This window comes from Pseudomonas sp. S37, from assembly GCF_016658545.1.
Lineage (GTDB): Bacteria > Pseudomonadota > Gammaproteobacteria > Pseudomonadales > Pseudomonadaceae > Aquipseudomonas.
On the sequence record NZ_JACVZC010000117.1, the window covers coordinates 1 to 19677 of the forward strand.

15 protein-coding genes are annotated in these 19677 nt (G+C 63.3%); 14 read left to right on the forward strand and 1 reads right to left on the reverse strand.

What is annotated here, in order from left to right; all coding sequences use genetic code 11:
• Positions 1-859 precede the first annotated feature (859 nt).
• From IAE39_RS24580 to IAE39_RS24645, 14 genes are all read left to right on the forward strand, one after another.
• Positions 860-2176: a nucleotide sugar dehydrogenase gene (locus tag IAE39_RS24580; protein ID WP_201207107.1), complete on the forward strand. Its 1317-nt coding sequence runs from the start codon at positions 860-862 to the stop codon at positions 2174-2176.
• A 74-nt stretch (positions 2177-2250) separates the two neighbouring features.
• The gene (locus IAE39_RS24585; protein ID WP_201207108.1) at positions 2251-3732 is read left to right on the forward strand and encodes a glycosyltransferase family 2 protein; all 1482 of its coding nucleotides are present in this window, start codon (positions 2251-2253) and stop codon (positions 3730-3732) included.
• A gap of 36 nt (positions 3733-3768) precedes the next feature.
• On the forward strand, positions 3769-4935 hold the full coding sequence (locus IAE39_RS24590) for a PilZ domain-containing protein (RefSeq protein ID WP_201207109.1): 1167 nt from the start codon (positions 3769-3771) through the stop codon (positions 4933-4935).
• Positions 4936-5064: 129 nt separating this feature from the next.
• Complete coding sequence (gene algK, locus IAE39_RS24595; RefSeq protein ID WP_236548805.1) at positions 5065-6471, forward strand: alginate biosynthesis TPR repeat lipoprotein AlgK; 1407 nt, start codon at positions 5065-5067, stop codon at positions 6469-6471.
• Positions 6468-7946 carry an alginate export family protein gene (locus tag IAE39_RS24600; RefSeq protein ID WP_201207110.1) on the forward strand — a complete coding sequence of 493 codons (1479 nt, stop codon included), beginning with the start codon at positions 6468-6470 and terminating at the stop codon, positions 7944-7946. The genes algK and IAE39_RS24600 overlap by 4 nt, the downstream gene beginning before the upstream one ends.
• Before the next feature lie 16 nt (positions 7947-7962).
• Positions 7963-9522 (forward strand): mannuronan 5-epimerase AlgG, encoded by a 1560-nt coding sequence (algG, locus tag IAE39_RS24605; RefSeq protein ID WP_201207111.1) that lies wholly within the window; start codon positions 7963-7965, stop codon positions 9520-9522.
• A gap of 13 nt (positions 9523-9535) precedes the next feature.
• Entirely contained in the window at positions 9536-10978 is a 1443-nt protein-coding gene (locus tag IAE39_RS24610) for an alginate O-acetyltransferase (RefSeq protein WP_201207112.1), read from the forward strand.
• A gap of 7 nt (positions 10979-10985) precedes the next feature.
• Positions 10986-12089 carry a mannuronate-specific alginate lyase gene (locus IAE39_RS24615; RefSeq protein WP_201207113.1) on the forward strand — a complete coding sequence of 368 codons (1104 nt, stop codon included), beginning with the start codon at positions 10986-10988 and terminating at the stop codon, positions 12087-12089.
• A 181-nt stretch (positions 12090-12270) separates the two neighbouring features.
• Positions 12271-13728: an MBOAT family O-acyltransferase gene (locus IAE39_RS24620; protein ID WP_201207114.1), complete on the forward strand. Its 1458-nt coding sequence runs from the start codon at positions 12271-12273 to the stop codon at positions 13726-13728.
• Positions 13729-13738: 10 nt separating this feature from the next.
• Positions 13739-14896: an alginate O-acetyltransferase gene (locus IAE39_RS24625; protein ID WP_201207115.1), complete on the forward strand. Its 1158-nt coding sequence runs from the start codon at positions 13739-13741 to the stop codon at positions 14894-14896.
• A gap of 20 nt (positions 14897-14916) precedes the next feature.
• Positions 14917-15564: an alginate O-acetyltransferase AlgF gene (locus IAE39_RS24630; protein WP_201207116.1), complete on the forward strand. Its 648-nt coding sequence runs from the start codon at positions 14917-14919 to the stop codon at positions 15562-15564.
• Between the two features lie 36 nt (positions 15565-15600).
• A complete protein-coding gene (locus IAE39_RS24635; protein ID WP_201207121.1) occupies positions 15601-17055 on the forward strand; it encodes a mannose-1-phosphate guanylyltransferase/mannose-6-phosphate isomerase in 1455 nt (484 codons plus the stop codon).
• Positions 17056-17243: 188 nt separating this feature from the next.
• Complete coding sequence (locus tag IAE39_RS24640; RefSeq protein ID WP_201207117.1) at positions 17244-17708, forward strand: multidrug transporter; 465 nt, start codon at positions 17244-17246, stop codon at positions 17706-17708.
• 134 nt (positions 17709-17842) lie between these two features.
• Complete coding sequence (locus tag IAE39_RS24645) at positions 17843-18655, forward strand: SDR family oxidoreductase (protein ID WP_201207118.1); 813 nt, start codon at positions 17843-17845, stop codon at positions 18653-18655.
• Positions 18656-18767: 112 nt separating this feature from the next.
• Here the strand turns inward: IAE39_RS24645 and IAE39_RS24650 are convergent, their stop codons facing one another.
• Positions 18768-19562, reverse strand: coding sequence for an SDR family NAD(P)-dependent oxidoreductase (locus IAE39_RS24650; RefSeq protein WP_201207119.1), 795 nt, complete (start codon positions 19560-19562; stop codon positions 18768-18770).
• Positions 19563-19677 lie beyond the last annotated feature (115 nt).

The window sequence follows — 19677 nt, forward strand, 5'->3', positions numbered from 1 at the left end:
TCCGGCGCCCCGGCAAGGCCGCTCCTACAGGTTCTGTGCCTGCCTTGAAGGTGATGCAGGTAAGGTGGGAGCGGGCGTGCCCGCGAAAAGGCCATTAGCCACGCCCCATCCCTCCCCTGCCCTACAACAGGGCACACCTCAAATCGCCGCTACGCCATAAATCCGGCGCCAATAATTCATCACTCCTACCCTTATCGCCAAACGCCATAAGACCGTTCATACCTTTTTTGACGAATTCTGAAAAATATTTTCAGATGCTGGCAATAAAACATCTCGCAACAGTTTCACCCTTGATACACAGGGGGCAAACCTCTGCGTGCTATCAAATTGAAACTGCCCGTAACTGAATAAATATTTAGAAATCTTTCATCCGGGCGAATTCCACTCAGGAACTTCTTATGTGGCCCACCGCTCATAGTGCCGTAACGAATTTCATGCCTACGGGCTGTGAGAGATGACTTACAGATGACAATGGCAGGTATCCACTACCGGCCTCAAAACGTTAAGACAGGCAATACGGGAACCCCCGGAAACCCTGTCCATGCAGGAGACAAGCGTCCCTTTACAACTCGTCCTAGTGGTTGATTTCAAAGGATTTATCCCACTTGAAAGAACAAGCACAGCAACGCGCCAAGTAGCGCATTGCAATAAAGACGGCTGCATTTCAGGGCACGTTTTTAATACATGGCTTTTTAATGCCTACTTTTAGCGCAACACTTTTTGCGCTCCGGATTTATTTTGCCTGCGCTCGGTGAAGTGTGCATTCGCCATGAACCCGTGCGCCCGAAAACTGTTGTTAATCAACCCAGCCCGGCGCTCTGCAAAGAGGCCGGCGTGATAAACACATGAGGTGATAGCGATGCGTATCAGCATCTTTGGTTTGGGTTATGTGGGTGCAGTCTGTGCAGGCTGCCTGACGGCGCGTGGCCATGAAGTGATCGGTGTGGATGTGTCCAGCACCAAGATCGACCTGATCAACCAGGGCAAGTCGCCCATCGTCGAACCCGGCCTGGAAGCACTGCTGCAACAGGGCATCGCCAATGGCCGCCTGCGCGGCACCACCGACTTCGCCGAGGCCATCCGCGCCAGCGATGTGTCGATGATCTGCGTGGGCACCCCGAGCAAGAAGAACGGCGACCTGGGCCTGGAATACATCGAGTCGGTGTGCCGCGAAATCGGCTACGTGCTGCGTGACACCACCCGCCGTCACACCATCGTGGTGCGCAGCACCGTGCTGCCCGGCACCGTGAAAAACGTGGTCATCCCGATCCTCGAAGACTGCTCGGGCAAAAAGGCTGGCGTCGACTTCGGTGTCGCGGTCAACCCGGAGTTCCTGCGCGAAAGCACTGCGATCAAGGACTACGACCAGCCACCGATGACCGTCATCGGCGAACTGGACAGCGCCAGCGGCGACATCCTCCAGGCCCTGTACGAAGAACTCGACGCCCCGGTCATCCGCAAGCCGATCGAAGTGGCCGAGATGATCAAGTACACCTGCAACGTGTGGCACGCCACCAAGGTCACCTTCGCCAACGAGATCGGCAACATCGCCAAGGCCGTCGGCGTCGATGGCCGTGAAGTGATGGACGTGGTCTGCCAGGACAAGGTGCTCAACCTGTCGCAGTACTACATGCGCCCCGGCTTCGCCTTCGGCGGCTCGTGCCTGCCCAAAGACGTGCGCGCCCTCACCTACCGTGCCGCCAGCCTCGATGTGCGTGCACCGCTGCTCGACTCGCTGATGCGCAGTAACGAATCGCAGGTGCAGAACGCCTTCGAACTGATCGAGGCCCACGACAAGCGCAAGGTCGCCCTGCTCGGCCTGAGCTTCAAGGCCGGTACCGACGACCTGCGCGAAAGCCCGCTGGTAGAGCTGGCCGAGCGCCTGATCGGCAAGGGCTACCAGCTGGACATCTACGACGAGAACGTCGAGTACGCCCGGGTTCACGGGGCGAACAAGGACTACATCGAATCGAAGATCCCGCACGTCTCGTCGTTGCTCAACGGTGACTTCCAGCAGGTCATCGACAACGCCGACATCATCGTCCTCGGCAACCGTGACGAGCAGTTCCGCGCCCTGGCCCAGCAAGCGCCAGCCGGCAAACAGGTGATCGACCTGGTCGGTTTCATGAGCAAGCCGACCAGCACCACCAGCCGCACCGAAGGCATCTGCTGGTAAGCCCTCGGCCGGGCAGCGCAAGCCTCCCCGCTTGCGCTGCCCACCCTCTCCCGAATTCTCGACGGATGCTGAACATGCAAAGGCTCCAGACAGTGCTGTTGCAGTGCGCCGGTTGGCTGCTCTACATGAGCCTGCTCATGCTGATCGCCCTGGCCCTGCCAGCCGATATCTTCGACTCGCAGTCGAAGCACTTCATCTTCCTGGTCGGCGCAGTCGGCATCTGGCGCTATTCCATGGGCGCCACCCATTTCATCCGCGGCATGATCTTCCTTTACGGCGTGTACCCGTACCTGCGCCGCAAGGTGCAGAAAATGGGCGATGCTACCGACCCGTCGCACGTGTACCTGATGGTCACCAGTTTCCGTATCGAAGCACTGACCACCGCCCAGGTGTACAGCTCGGTGATCCGCGAAGCGATCAACTGCGGCTTCCCCACCACCGTGGTCTGCTCGCTGGTGGAAATGTCCGATGAGCTGCTGGTGAAGAGCCTGTGGGCCAAATACAACCCGCCGGCCCACGTGAAGCTGGACATCGTGCGCATCGCCGGTACCGGCAAGCGCGACGGCCTGGCCTACGGCTTCCGCGCCATTTCGCGCATGCTGCCGGACGACAACGCCGTGGTGGCGGTGATCGACGGTGACACCGTGCTGGCCGATGGCGTGGTGCGCAAGACCGTGCCGTGGTTCAAGCTGTTCCCCAACGTCGGCGGCCTGACCACCAACGAGTTCTGCGAAGTGCGCGGCGGCTACATCATGAGCGAGTGGCACAAGCTGCGCTTCGCCCAGCGCCACATCAACATGTGCTCGATGGCCCTGTCCAAACGGGTGCTGACCATGACCGGGCGCATGTCGATGTTCCGCGCCAGCGTGGTGACCAACCCCGAGTTCATCGCCGACGTCGAAAGCGACTCGCTGATGCACTGGCGCCTGGGCCGCTTCAAGTTCCTCACCGGTGACGACAAGTCCAGCTGGTTCAGCCTGATGCGCCTGGGCTACGACACCTTCTACGTGCCGGACGCCGCCATCAACACGGTGGAGCACCCGCCGGAAAAGAGTTTCTTCAAAGCCAGCCGCAAGCTGATGTACCGCTGGTACGGCAACAACCTGCGGCAGAACTCCCGTGCCCTCGGGCTTGGCATGCGCCGCCTGGGCCTGTTCACCAGCGTCGTGCTGTTCGACCAGCGCGTGTCCATGTGGACTAGCCTGCTGGGCCTGACCGTGGCGGTGATCGCCAGCCTCAAGTTCGGCCTGGCCTTTTTGCTGGTGTACCTGCTGTGGATCGGCATCACCCGCCTGATCCTCACCATCATGCTGCTGTGCAGCGGCCACAACGTCGGCCCCGCCTACCCGCTGATTCTCTATTACAACCAGATCATCGGCGCGCTGATGAAGATCTACGTGTTCTTCCGCCTCGACAAACAGTCGTGGACGCGCCAGCCCACTGCCCTCAAGCGTGACCTCGCCAGCTTTCAACAATGGTTCAACACCTGGTCCTCGCGGACCATGACCTTCTCGGCGGCCAGCATCTTCGTTGCTGTGCTGTTCATGGTCGTGTGAGCCCAACCCGGATCGGATCTAACAGGAACAAACCCCATGAATACCGCCGTGAACGTCAACGTCGTGCATGAGTCCGAAGCCCAGCGCCAACACGCTCGAGTACGCATTCCCGCCAAGCTGCGGTTCCTCGACGCCCAGCGCCAGACCCACGAAGTGAAGGTCGACGACCTGTCCGCCGGTGGCCTGAGCTTTCACACCAAGCAACCCCTGTCGGTTGGCGATGTGCAGCGCGGGCGGCTGCAGTTCACGGTCGACAACCTCGGCCTGACGATCGACATCGAATTCCAGGTGCGCTCGTACAACCCGGGCAGCGGCCGGACCGGGGCGCAGTTCCAGAACCTTGAACCCCGTGACATCGCCACGCTGCGGCACATCATTACCAGCCACCTGTCCGGTGAGCTGATCAGCATCGGTGATGTACTCAGCACCCTGCAGCGCGACAACTTCACCAAGGCCCGCAAGCAGAAGGACGGCGGCAGTGGCCTGAGCGCTTTCGGCCGGCTCAAGGCAGTCACCGTCACCCTCGGCGTATTCGTGGTTGGCGTCGCGGCCTTCGGCTTTGTCGCCAAGTCGCTGTACGGCATGTACTTCATCAGCCATGCCGAAGCTGGTGTGGTCGCGGTACCCACCACCAGCGTCACCATGCCGCGCGACGGCACCGTGAACAGCTTGGTCGAAAGCGGCGGGCAGATTGCCAAGGGCGCGCCTCTGGCCAGCTTCACCACCAGCATGCTGGACATGCTCAAGGGCAACCTGGACGACGCGCAGCTGGAGCCGGCGAAGATCGAGGAACTGTTCGGCAAGCAATTGTCCGGCACCCTCACCAGCCCTTGCGATTGCGTGGTCGCCCGCCAACTGGTGGACGACGGCCAGTACGCCGCCAAGGGCCAGCCGATCTTCCAGCTGATCCCGCGCACCACCACCCCGATGGTCGAGGCGCGCTTCAGCTACCGCCAGTTCGACGAGGTCAAGCCAGGTACCCGGGTCAACTTCCAGGTCGCTGGCGAAGACGAGGTGCGCACCGGCCAGATCGTCAGCAGCGCCAGCCTCAACAGCGAAGACCTGGCCTCCGACATCCGCGTGCAGATCAAGCCTGACAGCGGCCTGCCCGCCGAACTGGCCGGCCGCCCGGCCTCGGTCAACAGCGACCGCGGCCCGTCGCTGAACTGGCTGATCGACAAAGCCGTGGCCCGTGGGCTGTAAGAGGATCGGACGATGATCTCTGATACCAATACCTTTCCTGTGGGAGCGGGCATGCCCGCGAAGGGGCCAGCATGGGCAGCATCGCCGGCCATGCCGGTTCGCGGGCTTACCCGCTCCCACAGGGTCCGCATGAACCTGGGATTGTGTGCACTGGCTGCCGCCATCACCCTCGCCGGCTGTGCCGGCCTGCCCGACCAACGCCTGGCCAACGAGGCCATGAAGCGCGGTGACACGGCGCTGGCCGAACGCAACTACAAGGCCCTGGCCGACCTGGGCTACAGCGAGGCACAAGTGGGCCTGGCCGACATCAAGGTGGCTACCCGCGACCCGGCGCAGATCAAGCAAGCCGAGGCCACCTACCGCGCCGCAGCCGCCACTTCGCCACGTGCCCAGGCGCGCCTCGGCCGCCTGCTGGTGGCCAAGCCCGACAGCACCCAGGCCGAACGCGAAGAGGCCGAAACCTTGCTCAAGCAAGCCGCCACGCAAGGCGAAAGCAACACCCTGATCCCGCTGGCGATGCTCTACCTCAGCTACCCGCAGAGCTTCCCCAAGGTCAACGCGCAGCAGCAGATCGACCAGTGGCGCGCCGCCGGCAACCCGGAGGCGGGCCTGGCCCAGGTGCTGCTGTACCGCACCCAGGGCACCTACGACCAGCACCTGGGCGAAGTGGAAACAATCTGCAAGGCGGCGCTGAACAGCACCGACATCTGCTACGTCGAGTTGGCCACCGTGTACCAGAAACGCGGCCAGGCCGACCAGCAAGCCGCCCTGCTCGGCCAGCTGAAGTCTGCCTACGCCCGTGGCGCCGTGCCGGCCACCCGGGTCGACAGCGTGGCCCGGGTACTGGCCGACCGCAGCCTTGGCCAGACCGACGAAAAAACCGCCAAGGACCTGCTCGAACAGGTGGCCCCGACCAACCCGGCCTCCTGGGTCAGCCTGGCGCAACTGCTGTACGACTTCCCCGAGCTGGGCGACACCGACCAGTTGCTGGCCTACATCGACAAAGGCCGCGAGGCCGAGCAACCCCGCGCCGAACTGCTGCTGGGCCGCCTGTACTACGAAGGCAAGACCCTGCCGGCGGATGCCAGCAAAGCCGAGCAACACCTGCAGGCAGCCGCCGACGCCGGCGAAATCAGCGCCCATTACTACCTGGGCCAGCTGTACCGCCGCGGCTACCTGGGCAACGTCGAGCCACAGAAGGCCGTCGACCACCTGCTGGCCGCCGCCCGGGGCGGGCAGAACAGCGCCGACTACGCCTTGGCCCAGCTGTTCAGCGAAGGCCATGGCATTCGCCCGCAACCGGGCAATGCCTGGGTGTTCGCCCAATTGTCGCAGGCCAACCCGACGCCGCAATCGTCGGAAATGCTGCAGCAACTCGACCAGCAACTGACCGCTGACCAGCGCAGCCAGGCCCAGCAACTGCTGGCGCAGGAAAAGCAGGCGCGCGGCAGCATGAGCCAAGGCGCCAACAGCACCCTGGCCATCGAAGCCCTGCAAGACGACGAACAAGAAGTAGACGGTGAGGACTCGCTATGACGCTCAATCCCTTCGTGAAAGCCGGCATCGGCCTGAGCTTCGCCCTGCTGTGGTCCTGCCCGACCTTGGCGGAAATGACCGCTGAAAAAAACTTTGGCCTGGACGTGAAAATCACCGGCCAGTCGGAAGACGACCGTGACCTCGGCACCCGCTCTGGCGGCGACGTCAACGGCCTGGGCCTGGACCTGCGCCCCTGGGTATATGGCGAGCGCGGCAACTGGAGCGCCTACGCCATGGGCCAGGCCGTCGCGGCCACCGACACCATCGAAACCGACACCCTGCGCCAGAACGACGACGGCACCACCACCGATACCGGTGACGACAGCCGCAAGCCCGACAAGAACTACCTGGCCATGCGCGAATTCTGGGTCGGCTACAGCGGCCTTACCGCCTACCCCGGCGAGCAATTGCGCCTGGGCCGCCAGCGCCTGCGCAGCGACGATGGCATGTGGCGCGACACCAACATCGAGGCGCTGAACTGGACCTTCGACACCACCCTGCTCAAGGCCGACCTGGGCGTGGCCCAGCGCTTCAGCGAGTACCGCACCGACCTCACCGAGCTGGCCCCGGAAGACAAGGACCGCACCCATCTCTACGGTAACGTCGCCACGCAGTGGACCCCTGGCCACTGGGTTGGCGTGCGGGCCCACCACACGCATGACAGCGGCAGCCTGAAAAACCCCGGCGAAACCGTCGACGCGCTGGACAAGACCCGCACCGGCGACCTCACCTGGCTGGGCCTCGAGGCCAACAGCGACGCCTACAACTGGCGCAACGACCACACCCTCAACTACTGGAGCAGCCTGACCTGGCTGACCGGTAACCGCGACACCCTCAGCAGCCAGGCCGTCGGCGATGATCAGGTTGCGACCGGCAAGCAGAGCGGCGACGTCAACGCCTGGGCCACCGACCTTGGCATCCGCCTGCGCCTGGACCCCAACTGGCAGGTCGGCGCGGCCTATGCCCGTGGCAGCGGCGGCGGTGGCGACGACGGTTCCAACAACTTTGAGCAGACCGGCCTTGAGAGCAACCGCTCCAACTTCACAGGCACCCGCTCGCGTGTACACCGTTTCGGCGAAGCCTTCCGCGGCGAGCTGGGCAACCTGCAGGCGGCCACCCTGTTCGCCTCGTGGCAGTTGCGCGATGACTACGACGCCAGCTTCATCTACCACAAGTTCTGGCGGGTCGATGGCAGCCAGAACATCGGTTCCAGCGGTATCAATGCGGCGGTCAACGACAACGGCGTGAGCCGCCAACTGGTCAATGGCGAGAAAGACCTTGGCCAGGAAATGGACGTGGTCGTGACCAAGTACTTCAAGCAAGGCCTGCTGCCGGCTTCGATGAGCCAGGCGATCGACGAGCCATCCGCCCTGGTGCGCCTGCGCGCCGGTGTGTTCAAGCCGGGTGACGCCTATGGCAAGGAAGCGGACTCTTACATGCACCGCGCCTTCGTCGACGTGATCTGGCGCTTCTGAGGCCGGGAGAAACCTGATGAACCTTCACCCGCACTTACGTCACAGCCTGTTGGCCAGCGCCTTGCTGCTGGCCAGCGGCCTGGTCGCTGCCGCCGAGCCCCAGGTGATCGCCAAGGAGCTGCAGCAGGCCAAGACCTATACCATTTCCAGCGCGCCGATCGAGCCACTGCAAATGGACCCGCCCAAGCTGCCCGACCTCAGCGGTTTCACTGCCCAGGCCGTGCAGAAAAAGATCGACCGCAGCCACAAGGGCAAGGTCAGTGTGCGCCGCATGTTCCAGGAGGACACCCTCAAGGAGTTCGTCGGCGGCGACAACAAGGCGGCCGAGTGGGTACAGCGCCAGCACGGCATCCCGCAGGCAATCTTTGTCGATGACGGCCATGTCGACCTGGTCGAGCTGAGCAGGAAGGTGCCAAAACAGTACCTGCGCGAAGTCGAGCCGGGGGTGTACCTGGCGCGCCTGCCGATCGTGGTCGGGCAGAAGGGCATCCTCGAGATCGACGGTAAGGTCAAGCAGCTGCGCCTGTCCCAGGAAGGCGGTTCGTTCCTGGTCAACGACGGCAAGCTGTTTGTCACCGACACCCAGGTAACCGGCTGGCGCGAAAAGGACAACGGCCCGGCGACCTTCCGCTCGCCCAAGGAATTCCGCCCGTTCCTGCTGTCGTGGGGCGGCACCGAGACGTATATCGTCAACACGAAGATGGCCAGCTTCGGCTACGCCAAGTCCAAGTCGTATGGCGTTAGCATCTCGCAGTACACGCCGAACATGGCCAAGCGCATGGGCCGTGCCGAACCCACCGGCTGGATCATCGGCTCGGAATTCAGCGACATGTGGTACGGCTTCTACTGCTACGAGACCCAGGACTTCGTGGTCAAGGACAGCACCTACCGCGACAACATCGTCTACGGCATCGACCCGCACGACCGCTCGCACCGCCTGATCATCGCCGGCAACACGGTGCACGGCACCAAGAAAAAGCACGGCATCATCGTTTCGCGTGAGGTCAACGACAGCTGGATCATCAACAACAAGAGCTACGACAACAAGCTCTCCGGTGTGGTGATCGACCGTAACAGCGTCAACAACCTGGTGGCCTACAACGAGATCTACCGCAACCACACCGACGGCATCACGCTGTACGAAAGCGGCGACAACCTGATCTGGGGCAACAAGCTGATCAACAACCGCCGCCACGGCATCCGCGTGCGCAACAGCGTGAACATCCGCCTGTACGAAAACACGGCCATGGCCAACGGCCTGGTCGGTGTATACGGCCACATCAAGGACCTGTCCGACACCGACCGCGACATCGCCCTCGACCCGTTCGACACCAAGGTGTCGCTGATCGTGGTGGGTGGCGAGCTGGTGGCCAACGGCTCCGGCCCGCTGTCCATCGACTCGCCGCTGTCGGTCGAGCTGTACAAGGTGGCCATGCTCGCCCCACGCAAGGCCAGCGGCATCAGCCTCAACGGCGTGCTGGGCGAGCGCCAGGACGAAATCCTCGACCTGCTGGTACGCCAGCAAAAGGCTGTGCTGATCGACCCGGTCGAACGCCAGACCGAAATGATCGATTAAGGAAGCCCAGACCATGACTCCACACCTGATGAAACTGCTGGGCCTGTCCGCCGCCCTTCTGGCGATCAGCCAGGGCGTGCGCGCCGATGAAGTGAAGGCCCCGACCTTCAGCGCCGAGCCTTGCTGCCAGCTGTGCCCCGAGGCGCACGATGCCAGCCGCTACACCACTCGCTACCAGCAGAACTTCACCACGCTGGTGCAGGCCCAGGGCGACTGGCTGTTCCGTACCCGCGAAGACCTGCGCACCGAGTTCAACACCACCCCGGCCGGCTACAAGCGCCTGCAACAAGTGCACGACGCGTTCAAGAAGCGCGGTGTGGAACTGGTGGTGGTGTACCAGCCGACCCGTGGCCTGGTGAACCGCAACATGCTCAACCCCGCCGAGAAAGCCGCCTTCGATTACCAGAAGGCGCTGGGCAACTACCAGGCCATGCTCAAGCGCTTCGCCAGCATGGGCTTCAACGTGCCCGACCTGTCGCCGCTGACCAACGAGCAACTGGCCGCCGCCGATCAGGGCAAGGACTTCTACTTCCGCGGCGACCAGCACTGGACGCCCTACGGCGCCGAGCGCGCGGCAAAGATCGTGGCCGACACCGTGCACAAGATGCCAGCCTTCGAGGGCATCCCGCGCAAAGAATTCGAAACGAAGAAATCCGGGCGCATGGGCAAGACCGGCACCCTGCATAACGTGGCTGGCCAGCTGTGTGGCACCAGCTACGCGGTCCAGTACATGGACCAGTTCGCCACCGAGCCAAAGGGCTCCAGTGGCGGTGGCGACGACCTGTTCGGTGATGGCGGCAACGCGCAGATCACCCTGGTCGGCACCAGCCACAGTGGCAAGAACTACAACTTCTCGGGCTTCCTCGAACAATACATCGGCGCCGACGTGCTCAACGTCGCCTTCCCTGGCGGTGGCCTGGAAGGGTCGATGATCCAGTACCTGGGCAGCGAGGAATTCCAGAAGCACCCGCCGAAGATCCTGGTGTGGGAATTCTCCCCGCTGTACCGCCTGGACCAGGAAACCATCTGGCGGCAAATCCTTGGCCTGCTCGACGACGGCTGCGACGACCGCCCGGCCCTGATGAGCGCCAGCACCACCCTCAAGCCCGGCAAGAACGAGCTGATGGTCAACGGCAAGGGCGGTGTGGTCAAAGACCTGATCAACCGCAACCTGCAGATGGACGTCAAATTCGAAGACCCGTCGGTGAAGGTGCTGCAGGCCACCCTCTGGTACCTCAATGGCCGCCACGAGGATATCAAACTGGAAAAACCGGAAACCTCCGATACCGACGGGCGCTTTGTGTTCCAGATGCGCGAAGACGAGGACTGGGCCAGCCAGAGCCTGTTGGCCTTTGAAATCCAGGGCCCGGAAAAAGGCACTCAGAAAGTCGAAGCCAAGCTCTGCAAACGCAACAACTTCGCCGTGCCTGCGCAGACCGCGCAGGCCGGCCAGTGAGGCGACCATGACTGCATTCAAGCAAATCTTCAGCCCTGCCCTGCTTGCCCTGGCCCTGTTTGGCGGCGCGGCGCAGGCGGCGCTGGTGCCGCCGCAGGGGTACTACGAGGGCATCGAGAAACTCAAGACCGGCGATGGCAATTTCCGTTGCGAAGCGGCGCCCAAACCGTACACCGGTGCCCTGCAGTTTCGCAGCAAGTACGAGGGCTCGGACAAAGCCCGCGCCACGCTCAACGTTGCCTCGGAAAAAGCCTTCCGCGACTCCACGGCCGACATCACCACCCTGGAAAAGGGCGTGAGCAAGATGGTCGGCCAGTACATGCGTGACGGCCGCCCGGCGCAACTCGACTGCACCCTGACCTGGCTGGGTACCTGGGCGCGCGCCGGTGCGCTGCTGTCCACCGATTACAACCACACCGGCAAGTCGATGCGCAAATGGGCGCTGGGCAGCATGAGCGGTTCGTGGCTGCGCCTGAAGTTCTCTGACTCGCAGCCACTGGCGGCGCACCAGGCCGAGGCCGAGCTGATCGAGAAATGGTTCGCTCGCCTGGCCGAACAAACCGTGCGCGACTGGAGCGACCTGCCGCTGGAGAAGATCAACAACCACAGCTACTGGGCGGCCTGGTCGGTGATGGCGACTGCCGTGGCCACCGACCGTCGCGACTTGTTCGACTGGGCCGTGAAGGAATTCCGGGTGGGTGCCAACCAGGTCGATGACCAAGGCTTCCTGCCGAACGAGCTCAAGCGCCGCCAGCGTGCACTTGCCTACCACAACTATGCCCTGCCGCCGCTGGCGATGATCGCAAGCTTTGCCCAGGCCAACAACGTCGACCTGCGCAGCGAGAACAATTTTGCCCTGCAGCGCCTGGGTGAAGGGGTGCTGGCCGGCGCCCGCGACCCCAGCCAGTTCAAGGCCCGCACCGGCGAGAAACAGGACATGAAAGACCTCAAGGTCGACAGCAAGTATGCCTGGCTCGAACCCTGGTGCGCGCTGTACCACTGCGTTGGCGACACGCTTGAGCGCAAGCATGGCATGCAGCCGTTCAACAGCTTCCGGCTGGGGGGCGATGTGACCCGGGTCTATGACCCGGGTGCAGAGGTTAAAAAGTAACACCATTCCCTGTGGGAGCGGGTTTACCCGCGAAGAGGCCGGCACAGGCATCGCCTATGGCAGGTCTGACCCTTTCGCGGGTAAACCCGCTCCCACAGGGGGCTAGGTATCTCCCACCTTTGGTGTGGGGGGTTTGGGGGGCGCTGTGCCCCGGATGCTGTGAACAAAAAGGAGAACCGGGATGGTCTTCTCGTCCAACGTGTTCCTGTTCCTGTTCTTGCCGATATTCCTCGGCCTGTACTACCTGAGCGGGCAACGTTATCGCAACCTGCTGCTGCTGATCGCCAGCTACATCTTCTATGCCTGGTGGCGGGTGGACTTCCTGGCGCTGTTCGCCGGGGTCACCCTGTGGAACTACTGGATCGGCCTGAAAGTCGGTGCCGCCGGTGTACGCACCAAGCCGGCGCAGCGCTGGCTGCTGCTTGGCGTAGGTGTCGACCTGGCGATTCTCGGCTACTTCAAGTACGCCAACTTCGGCGTCGACAGCCTCAATGCAATCATCAGCTCGTTCGGCCTTGAGCCATTCATCCTCACCCACGTGCTGCTGCCGATCGGTATCTCGTTCTACATCTTCGAATCGATCAGCTACATCATCGATGTGTACCGCGGCGACACCCCGGCCACCCGCAACCTGATCGACTTCGCAGCGTTCGTGGCGATCTTCCCGCACCTGATCGCCGGCCCGGTGCTGCGCTTCAAGGACCTGGTCGACCAGTTCAACAACCGCACCCACACCCTGGACAAGTTCTCCGAAGGCTGCACCCGCTTCATGCAGGGCTTCATCAAGAAAGTGTTCATCGCCGACACCCTGGCGGTAGTGGCCGACCACTGCTTCGCCCTGCAGAACCCGACCACGGGTGATGCCTGGCTCGGCGCCCTGGCCTACACCGCCCAGCTGTACTTCGACTTCAGCGGCTACAGCGACATGGCCATCGGCCTGGGGCTGATGATGGGCTTCCGCTTCATGGAGAACTTCAAGCAGCCGTACATCAGCCAGTCGATCACCGAGTTCTGGCGGCGCTGGCACATCAGCCTGTCGACCTGGCTGCGCGACTACCTGTACATCACCTTGGGCGGTAACCGCAAAGGCACCTTCAACACCTACCGCAACCTGTTCCTGACCATGCTGCTGGGTGGCCTGTGGCACGGCGCCAACTTCACCTACATCCTCTGGGGCGCCTGGCACGGCATGTGGCTGGCGATCGAGCGAGCGCTGGGCATCGACACCAACCCGCAGCGCTTCAACCCGGTGAAGTGGGCCTTCACCTTCCTGCTGGTGGTGGTCGGCTGGGTGATCTTCCGCGCCGAGAACCTGCATGTCGCCGCACGCATGTACGGCGCCATGTTCAGCTTCGGCGACTGGCAGCTGTCGGAACTCAACCGCGCCCAGCTCACCGGCCTGCAGGTCGCCACCCTGGTGGTCGCCTACCTCACCCTGGCGTTCTTCGGCCTGCGCGACTTCTACCGCAACGCCAGGCCGACGCCCAAGGCCACCCCGGTGCAAATCAACAGCGACGGCTCGCTCGGCCTGGACTGGACCCGGGTCATGACCCGCGCCCTGGTGCTGCTGCTGTTCGTGGCCTCGGTCCTCAAGCTTTCGGCGCAGAGCTATTCGCCGTTCCTTTACTTCCAGTTCTGAGGTTGATGACATGACCCGGACATTACGCATTACCTATTCGCTGTCGTTCCTTGGCCTGCTGGTGGGCATGGGCGCCTGGTCCACCGGTGGCCTGCAAAGCTTCCAGCGCACCGAGCAGATGACCTTGCTCAACGGCAAGCTGGCCAAGGCCGCCGAGACCCACTACGACGCCGAGTTCCCGATCAAGCGCCTGGGCACCAACCTGTGGGCGGCGATGGACTTCAAGCTGTTCAACGAAGGCCGCCCCGGCGTGGTGCTGGGCCGTGACCAATGGCTGTTCAGCGACGAAGAGTTCAAGCCTACCGCCGGCGCCGAGCAGCTGATGCAGGAAAACCTGGCGCTGATCCGTGGCGTACGCGACGCCCTGCAGCAGCACGGCAGCCAGCTGGTGCTGGCGATCGTGCCGGCCAAGGCGCGGGTGTATGCCGAGTATGTCGGCAAGGAACAGCCGGCCAGCCTGCATGACGACCTGTACAACCGGTTCCATGCCCAGGCCCAGCAGGCTAACGTATTCGCCCCGGACCTGATGGCCGCGCTGGAACAAGCCAAGGCCCGCGGCCAGGTGTTCCTGCGCACCGACACCCACTGGACACCGATGGGCGCCGAAGTGGCAGCGCAGGCGCTGGCCGAGGCCGTCGGCCGCCAGAACCTGCTCAACGGCGACCCGCAGACCTTCATCACCGAAGCCGGCAGCACCGCGCCCTACAAAGGCGACCTGACCAACTTCCTGCCCCTCGACCCGCTGTTCAGCAACCTGCTGCCGAGCCCGGACAACCTGCAACAGCGCACCACCCGGCCAGCAGAGATCGATGGCGAAAGCGACGACGCCCTGTTCGCCGACACCCGGATTCCGGTTGCCCTGGTGGGCACCAGCTACAGCGCCAACCCGCACTGGAACTTCCTCGGTGCGCTGCAGCAGGCGCTGCGCAGCGATGTCGCCAACTACGCCGAAGACGGCCACGGCCCGCTGCTGCCAATGCTCAAGTACCTGCAAAGCGATGCTTTTAAAAACGCCGCGCCACAAGTGGTGGTGTGGGAATTCCCCGAACGTTATCTGCCCATGAAAAACGACCTCAGCAGCTTCGATCCGCAGTGGATCGCGCAGCTGAAAAACTCCCGTAAATCCGAAGAAAACCTGGCCTTGTCGTCCACCCGGACGAACCACTGATTGAAGAGAGGAACACGCACATGACTACCAAGACTTCCATTGCCAAAGCCCTCACCCTCGCGGCCGGCCTTTCCCTTGCTTCGCTGCAGGCCTTCGCTGGCGCCGACGCCGCGCTGTATGGCCCAAGCGCGCCGAAAGGCTCGACCTTCGTGCGCCTGTACAACGCCGCCAGCGCACCGGCTGCGGCCAGTGTCGGCAACACCCAGATCAAGCAGGTTGGCGCCCAGGCCAGCAGCGACTTCAGCTTCCTGCCAGGTGGCGACTACACCGCCCAGGTGGGTGGCAAGAGCGTGCCGGTCAAGCTGGCCTCGGACAAGTACTACACCTTGGTCAACAGCAGCAGCGGCAACCCGCAGCTGATCGAAGAACCGCCGTTCAAGAACAAACAGAAAGCCCTGGTGCGCGTGCAGAACCTGAGCGACCAGCAGCTGACCCTGAAAACCGCCGACGGCAAGACCGAAGTGGTCAAGCCGGTGGCCGCCAACGGCCGTGGCGAGCGCGAAATCAACCCGGTCAAGGTCAACCTGGCGCTGTACCAAGGAGACAAGAAAGTGGGTGACGTGAAACCGGTCGCCCTGGAGCGCGGCGAAGCCGCAGTGCTGTACGTAACGGGTTCCGGCAACGCCTTGTCGCCGGTGTGGGTAACTCGCCCCGTGGCTAGCAACTGATCCCCCCTGCCTCTAAACGACTATTGGAGAAACATGATGATCCCGGTAATTCTTTCTGGTGGTAGCGGTTCGCGTCTGTGGCCTCTGTCGCGCAAGCAGTTCCCCAAGCAGTTCCTGGCCCTGACCGGTGAACACACGCTGTTCCAGCAAACCATCGAGCGCCTGGTGTTCGAAGGCATGGACACACCGATCGTGGTCTGCAACAAGGACCACAAGTTCATCGTCCAGGAGCAGCTGGCCGCGCTGAAGCTCGAAACCCAGGGCATCCTGATGGAGCCGTTCGGCCGCAACACCGCCCCAGCCGTGGCCATGGCCGCGATGAAGCTGGTCAACGAAGGCCGCGACGAGCTGATGCTGGTGCTGCCTGCCGACCACGTGATCGATGACCAGAAGGCCCTGCAACGCGCCCTGGCCCTGGCCACCGTAGCTGCCGAGCGCGGCGAGATGGTGCTGTTCGGCGTACCGGCGACCAAACCGGAAACCGGCTACGGCTACATCCGCTCCAGCCAGGATGCGCTGCTGCCTGAAGGTGTGGCGCGCGTGGCCCAGTTCGTCGAGAAGCCTGACGAGAAACGCGCTGCCGAATTCGTCCAGGCCGGTGGCTATTTCTGGAACAGCGGCATGTTCCTGTTCCGTGCCAGCCGCTTCCTTGAAGAGCTGAAAAAGCACGACGGTGACATCTACGACACTTGCGTACTGGCCCTGGAGCGCAGCGAGGAAGACGGTGATGTACTGAGCATCGACGACGCCACCTTCGCCTGCTGCCCGGACAATTCCATCGACTACGCGGTGATGGAAAAGACCCAGCGCGCCTGTGTGGTGCCGATGTCGGCTGGCTGGAGTGACGTGGGTTGCTGGTCGTCGCTGTGGGAAGTGCACGAGAAAGACGACAACGGCAACGTCACCAAGGGCGACGTGGTGGTGCAGGACAGCCACAACTGCATGATCCACGGCAACGGCAAGCTGGTGTCGGTGATCGGCCTGGAAAACATCGTGGTGGTCGAAACCAAGGACGCCATGATGATTGCCCACAAGGACAAGGTGCAGGGCGTCAAGCAGATGGTCAAGACCCTCGACGAACAGGGCCGCAGCGAAACCCAGAACCACCTGGAAGTGTACCGCCCGTGGGGCTCGTACGACTCGGTGGACATGGGCGGGCGCTTCCAGGTCAAGCACATTACCGTCAAGCCCGGCGCCAGCCTGTCGCTGCAAATGCACCACCACCGTGCCGAGCACTGGATCGTGGTGTCCGGCACCGCCGAGGTGACCTGTGACGAGAACGTGTTCCTGCTGACCGAGAACCAGTCGACCTACATTCCGATTGCCTCGGTGCACCGCCTGCGCAACCCGGGCAAGATTCCGCTGGAGATCATCGAGGTGCAGTCCGGGAGCTACCTGGGCGAGGATGATATCGAGCGATTCGAGGATGTGTATGGGCGCACTTCCACGCCGGTGGAGCGTGGGGTTTCGGTGAAGACCATCGCGCAGTAAGTAAGGCCTGGGGCCGCTTTGCGGCCCTTTCGCGACACAAGGCCGCTCCCACAAAGGCCTGCGTACACCGATCAGTGTAGGAGCGGGCTTGTCCCGCGAATGGAGGGCGCAGCCCTCCCGCTTTTTGAGCCCCACCCCATTTCAGGCTACGATGGTCAGACCCCGCGCAACCAAGGTCTGCAAGCGCCATGATCATCGGTGCCTTCCTCATCCTTACCTGGCTGGTGCTGCTGTTGCGCTACCCGGCCAAGGCCCTGCCTATCTCCCTGGCTGCCGTGTGCGGCCTGGGCCTGGTGGCGATGTTCGTGGTCTGGCAAGACAGCCGCGAAGCCTCCCAGCTGGCCCGCCTGGACTTGCGCCTGAGCTATGCCCCGGAACACTGCCCTGCCGACCGCGCCTTGCAGGTACGCATGAAGAACGGCAACAAGGCCCCGCTGACCGAACTGCGCTGGCGCGTGGCGGCGTATGCGCCGGGCGATAGCGTGAACCTGGCCGAGAACACCTACAATGCCCCGCGCTATCGTGGGCCGGGTGAGCTGCAGCCGGGGGCGGAGTGGAAAGACTGTTTGCCATTGCCGCCGTTGCGTTCCGGGTACCGGCCGCAGACCCTGGAGTTTCGGGCTGAGCATCTGCAGGGTACATTTGCCAATTGATGTGTTGCCTGTGCTGGCCCTTTCGCGGGTAAACCCGCTCCTACAGGGGTCGCGCAAGCCTTTGTAGGAGCGGGTTCACCCGCGAATAGGCCGGCACAGGAAAAAACCAATCTCCCTGACAACAGGCCCCACCCATGCCCACCGTCCTGATCACCGGTTGTTCCAGCGGCATCGGCCGCGCCCTGGCCGACGCCTTCCGCGATGCCGGCCACCACGTCTGGGCCACCGCCCGCAAGCCTGAAGATGTCGAGCAACTGGCCGCTGCCGGCTACACCGCCCGGCAACTGGACGTGAACGACAGCGAGGCCGTGGCCCGCCTGGCCGAGGAACTGCCAAGCCTCGACATCCTGATCAACAACGCCGGCTACGGCGCCATGGGCCCGTTGCTCGATGGCGGCGTGGATGCCCTGCGGCAGCAGTTCGAAACCAACGTGTTCGCCGTGGTTGGCGTGACCCGCGCACTGTTTCCGCTGCTGCGCCGCTCGCGCGGGGTGGTGGTAAACATCGGCAGCGTTTCCGGCGTATTGGTCACCCCGTTCGCCGGCGCCTACTGCGCCTCGAAGGCTGCCGTGCATGCCCTTAGCGATGCCTTGCGCCTGGAACTGGCGCCGTTTGGCGTGCAGGTGATGGAAGTGCAGCCGGGGGCGATTGCCTCGCAGTTCGCCAGCAATGCCCAGCGCCAGGCCGAGCAGGTGCTGGCGGCGGATTCGGCGTGGTGGCCATTGCGCGAATATGTGCAGGCGCGGGCACGGGCTTCGCAGGACAAGCCGACATCGGCGGCGGTGTTTGCCCAGGGGGTGTTGGCGGCGGTGAGCAAGTCGCCGGTGCCGGCAGTGGTGCGGCTGGGCAATGGCAGTACGGCGTTGCCGTTGATGGCCCGGTTGCTGCCGCGGCGGGTGCTGGACTGGGCGTTGCGCAAGCGGTTTGGGTTGCTACGGCCGCTTTGATTGATGGGTTGCCAGTGCTGGCCTCTTCGCGGGTGAACCCGCTCCTACAACGATCGCGTAACCTTGTGGGAGCGGGTTCACCCGCGAAGAGGCCGGTGCAGGCAACCCAGATTCAGGCAATGGACCGCAGCACCCCGCCATCCACCCGCAACGCCGCCCCGGTCGTCGCACTGGCCTGCATCGATGCCAGATACACCACCATATTGGCCACCTCTTCTATTGTCGCCAGCCGCTTGATCAGCGATGTCGGCCGGTGCTCAGCCAGGAAGTTGGCTTCCAGTTCTTCAGTCGTCACCCCTTGCTCCTGCGCCAGCTTGGCAAAAAAATCGCCCACACCTTCCGAGCGGGTCGGTCCCGGCAACACCGCATTCACCGTCACCCCGGTGCCTGCCAGGGTCTCGGCCAACCCACGCGACACCGCCAGCAGTGCCGTCTTGGTCATGCCGTAGTGAATCATTTCGGTCGGGATCTGCAGCGCCGACTCGCTGGACAGGAACACCACCCGCCCCCATTTGCGCTCGGCCATGCCCTGGGCATAGTGGCGCGACAGGCGCACGGCGCTGAGCACGTTGACGTCGAAGAAGCGCTGCCAGTCTTCGTCCTCGATTTCAAAGAACGGCTTGGGCTCGAAGATGCCGAGGTTGTTGATAAGAATGTCGGTGTGCGGCACCTGGTCGAACAGTTTTTGCGCACCGCCCCGGGTGCCGAGGTCGGCGGCGATGCCGATGATGCGTGCTTGTGGCAGGCGTTCGCGGACGGCCCTTAGGGCTTCGTCTACACGGGCCTGGGTGCGGCCGTTGAGCACCACTTCGGCGCCCGCCTCGGCCAGGCCGATGGCGATGGCCAGGCCAATGCCGGCGGTGGAGCCGCTGACGATCGCGCGTTTGCCGTTCAGGGAAATGTGCATCTTCTGCTTCCTCATTTGTCTGGGAAATCGCAGGGGCTGCTTTGCAGCCCATCGCGACGCAAGGTGAACTGGCCTAATGATCCCGGACACCTCTTAAGGGCGATATGATTCGCCC

Bases quoted from the DNA above. Each gene is read 5' to 3' on its own strand.
- IAE39_RS24590 (WP_201207109.1), top strand. From the start codon at position 3,769: ATGAATACCGCCGTGAACGTCAACGTCGTGCATGAGTCCGAAGCCCAG.
- IAE39_RS24615 (WP_201207113.1), top strand. From the start codon at position 10,986: ATGACTGCATTCAAGCAAATCTTCAGCCCTGCCCTGCTTGCCCTGGCC.
- IAE39_RS24635 (WP_201207121.1), top strand. From the start codon at position 15,601: ATGATCCCGGTAATTCTTTCTGGTGGTAGCGGTTCGCGTCTGTGGCCT.
- IAE39_RS24645 (WP_201207118.1), top strand. From the start codon at position 17,843: ATGCCCACCGTCCTGATCACCGGTTGTTCCAGCGGCATCGGCCGCGCC.
- IAE39_RS24620 (WP_201207114.1), top strand. From the start codon at position 12,271: ATGGTCTTCTCGTCCAACGTGTTCCTGTTCCTGTTCTTGCCGATATTC.
- IAE39_RS24580 (WP_201207107.1), top strand. From the start codon at position 860: ATGCGTATCAGCATCTTTGGTTTGGGTTATGTGGGTGCAGTCTGTGCA.
- IAE39_RS24650 (WP_201207119.1), bottom strand. From the start codon at position 19,562: ATGCACATTTCCCTGAACGGCAAACGCGCGATCGTCAGCGGCTCCACC.
- IAE39_RS24610 (WP_201207112.1), top strand. From the start codon at position 9,536: ATGACTCCACACCTGATGAAACTGCTGGGCCTGTCCGCCGCCCTTCTG.
- IAE39_RS24630 (WP_201207116.1), top strand. From the start codon at position 14,917: ATGACTACCAAGACTTCCATTGCCAAAGCCCTCACCCTCGCGGCCGGC.
- IAE39_RS24640 (WP_201207117.1), top strand. From the start codon at position 17,244: ATGATCATCGGTGCCTTCCTCATCCTTACCTGGCTGGTGCTGCTGTTG.
- IAE39_RS24600 (WP_201207110.1), top strand. From the start codon at position 6,468: ATGACGCTCAATCCCTTCGTGAAAGCCGGCATCGGCCTGAGCTTCGCC.
- algK (WP_236548805.1), top strand. From the start codon at position 5,065: ATGAACCTGGGATTGTGTGCACTGGCTGCCGCCATCACCCTCGCCGGC.
- IAE39_RS24625 (WP_201207115.1), top strand. From the start codon at position 13,739: ATGACCCGGACATTACGCATTACCTATTCGCTGTCGTTCCTTGGCCTG.
- algG (WP_201207111.1), top strand. From the start codon at position 7,963: ATGAACCTTCACCCGCACTTACGTCACAGCCTGTTGGCCAGCGCCTTG.
- IAE39_RS24585 (WP_201207108.1), top strand. From the start codon at position 2,251: ATGCAAAGGCTCCAGACAGTGCTGTTGCAGTGCGCCGGTTGGCTGCTC.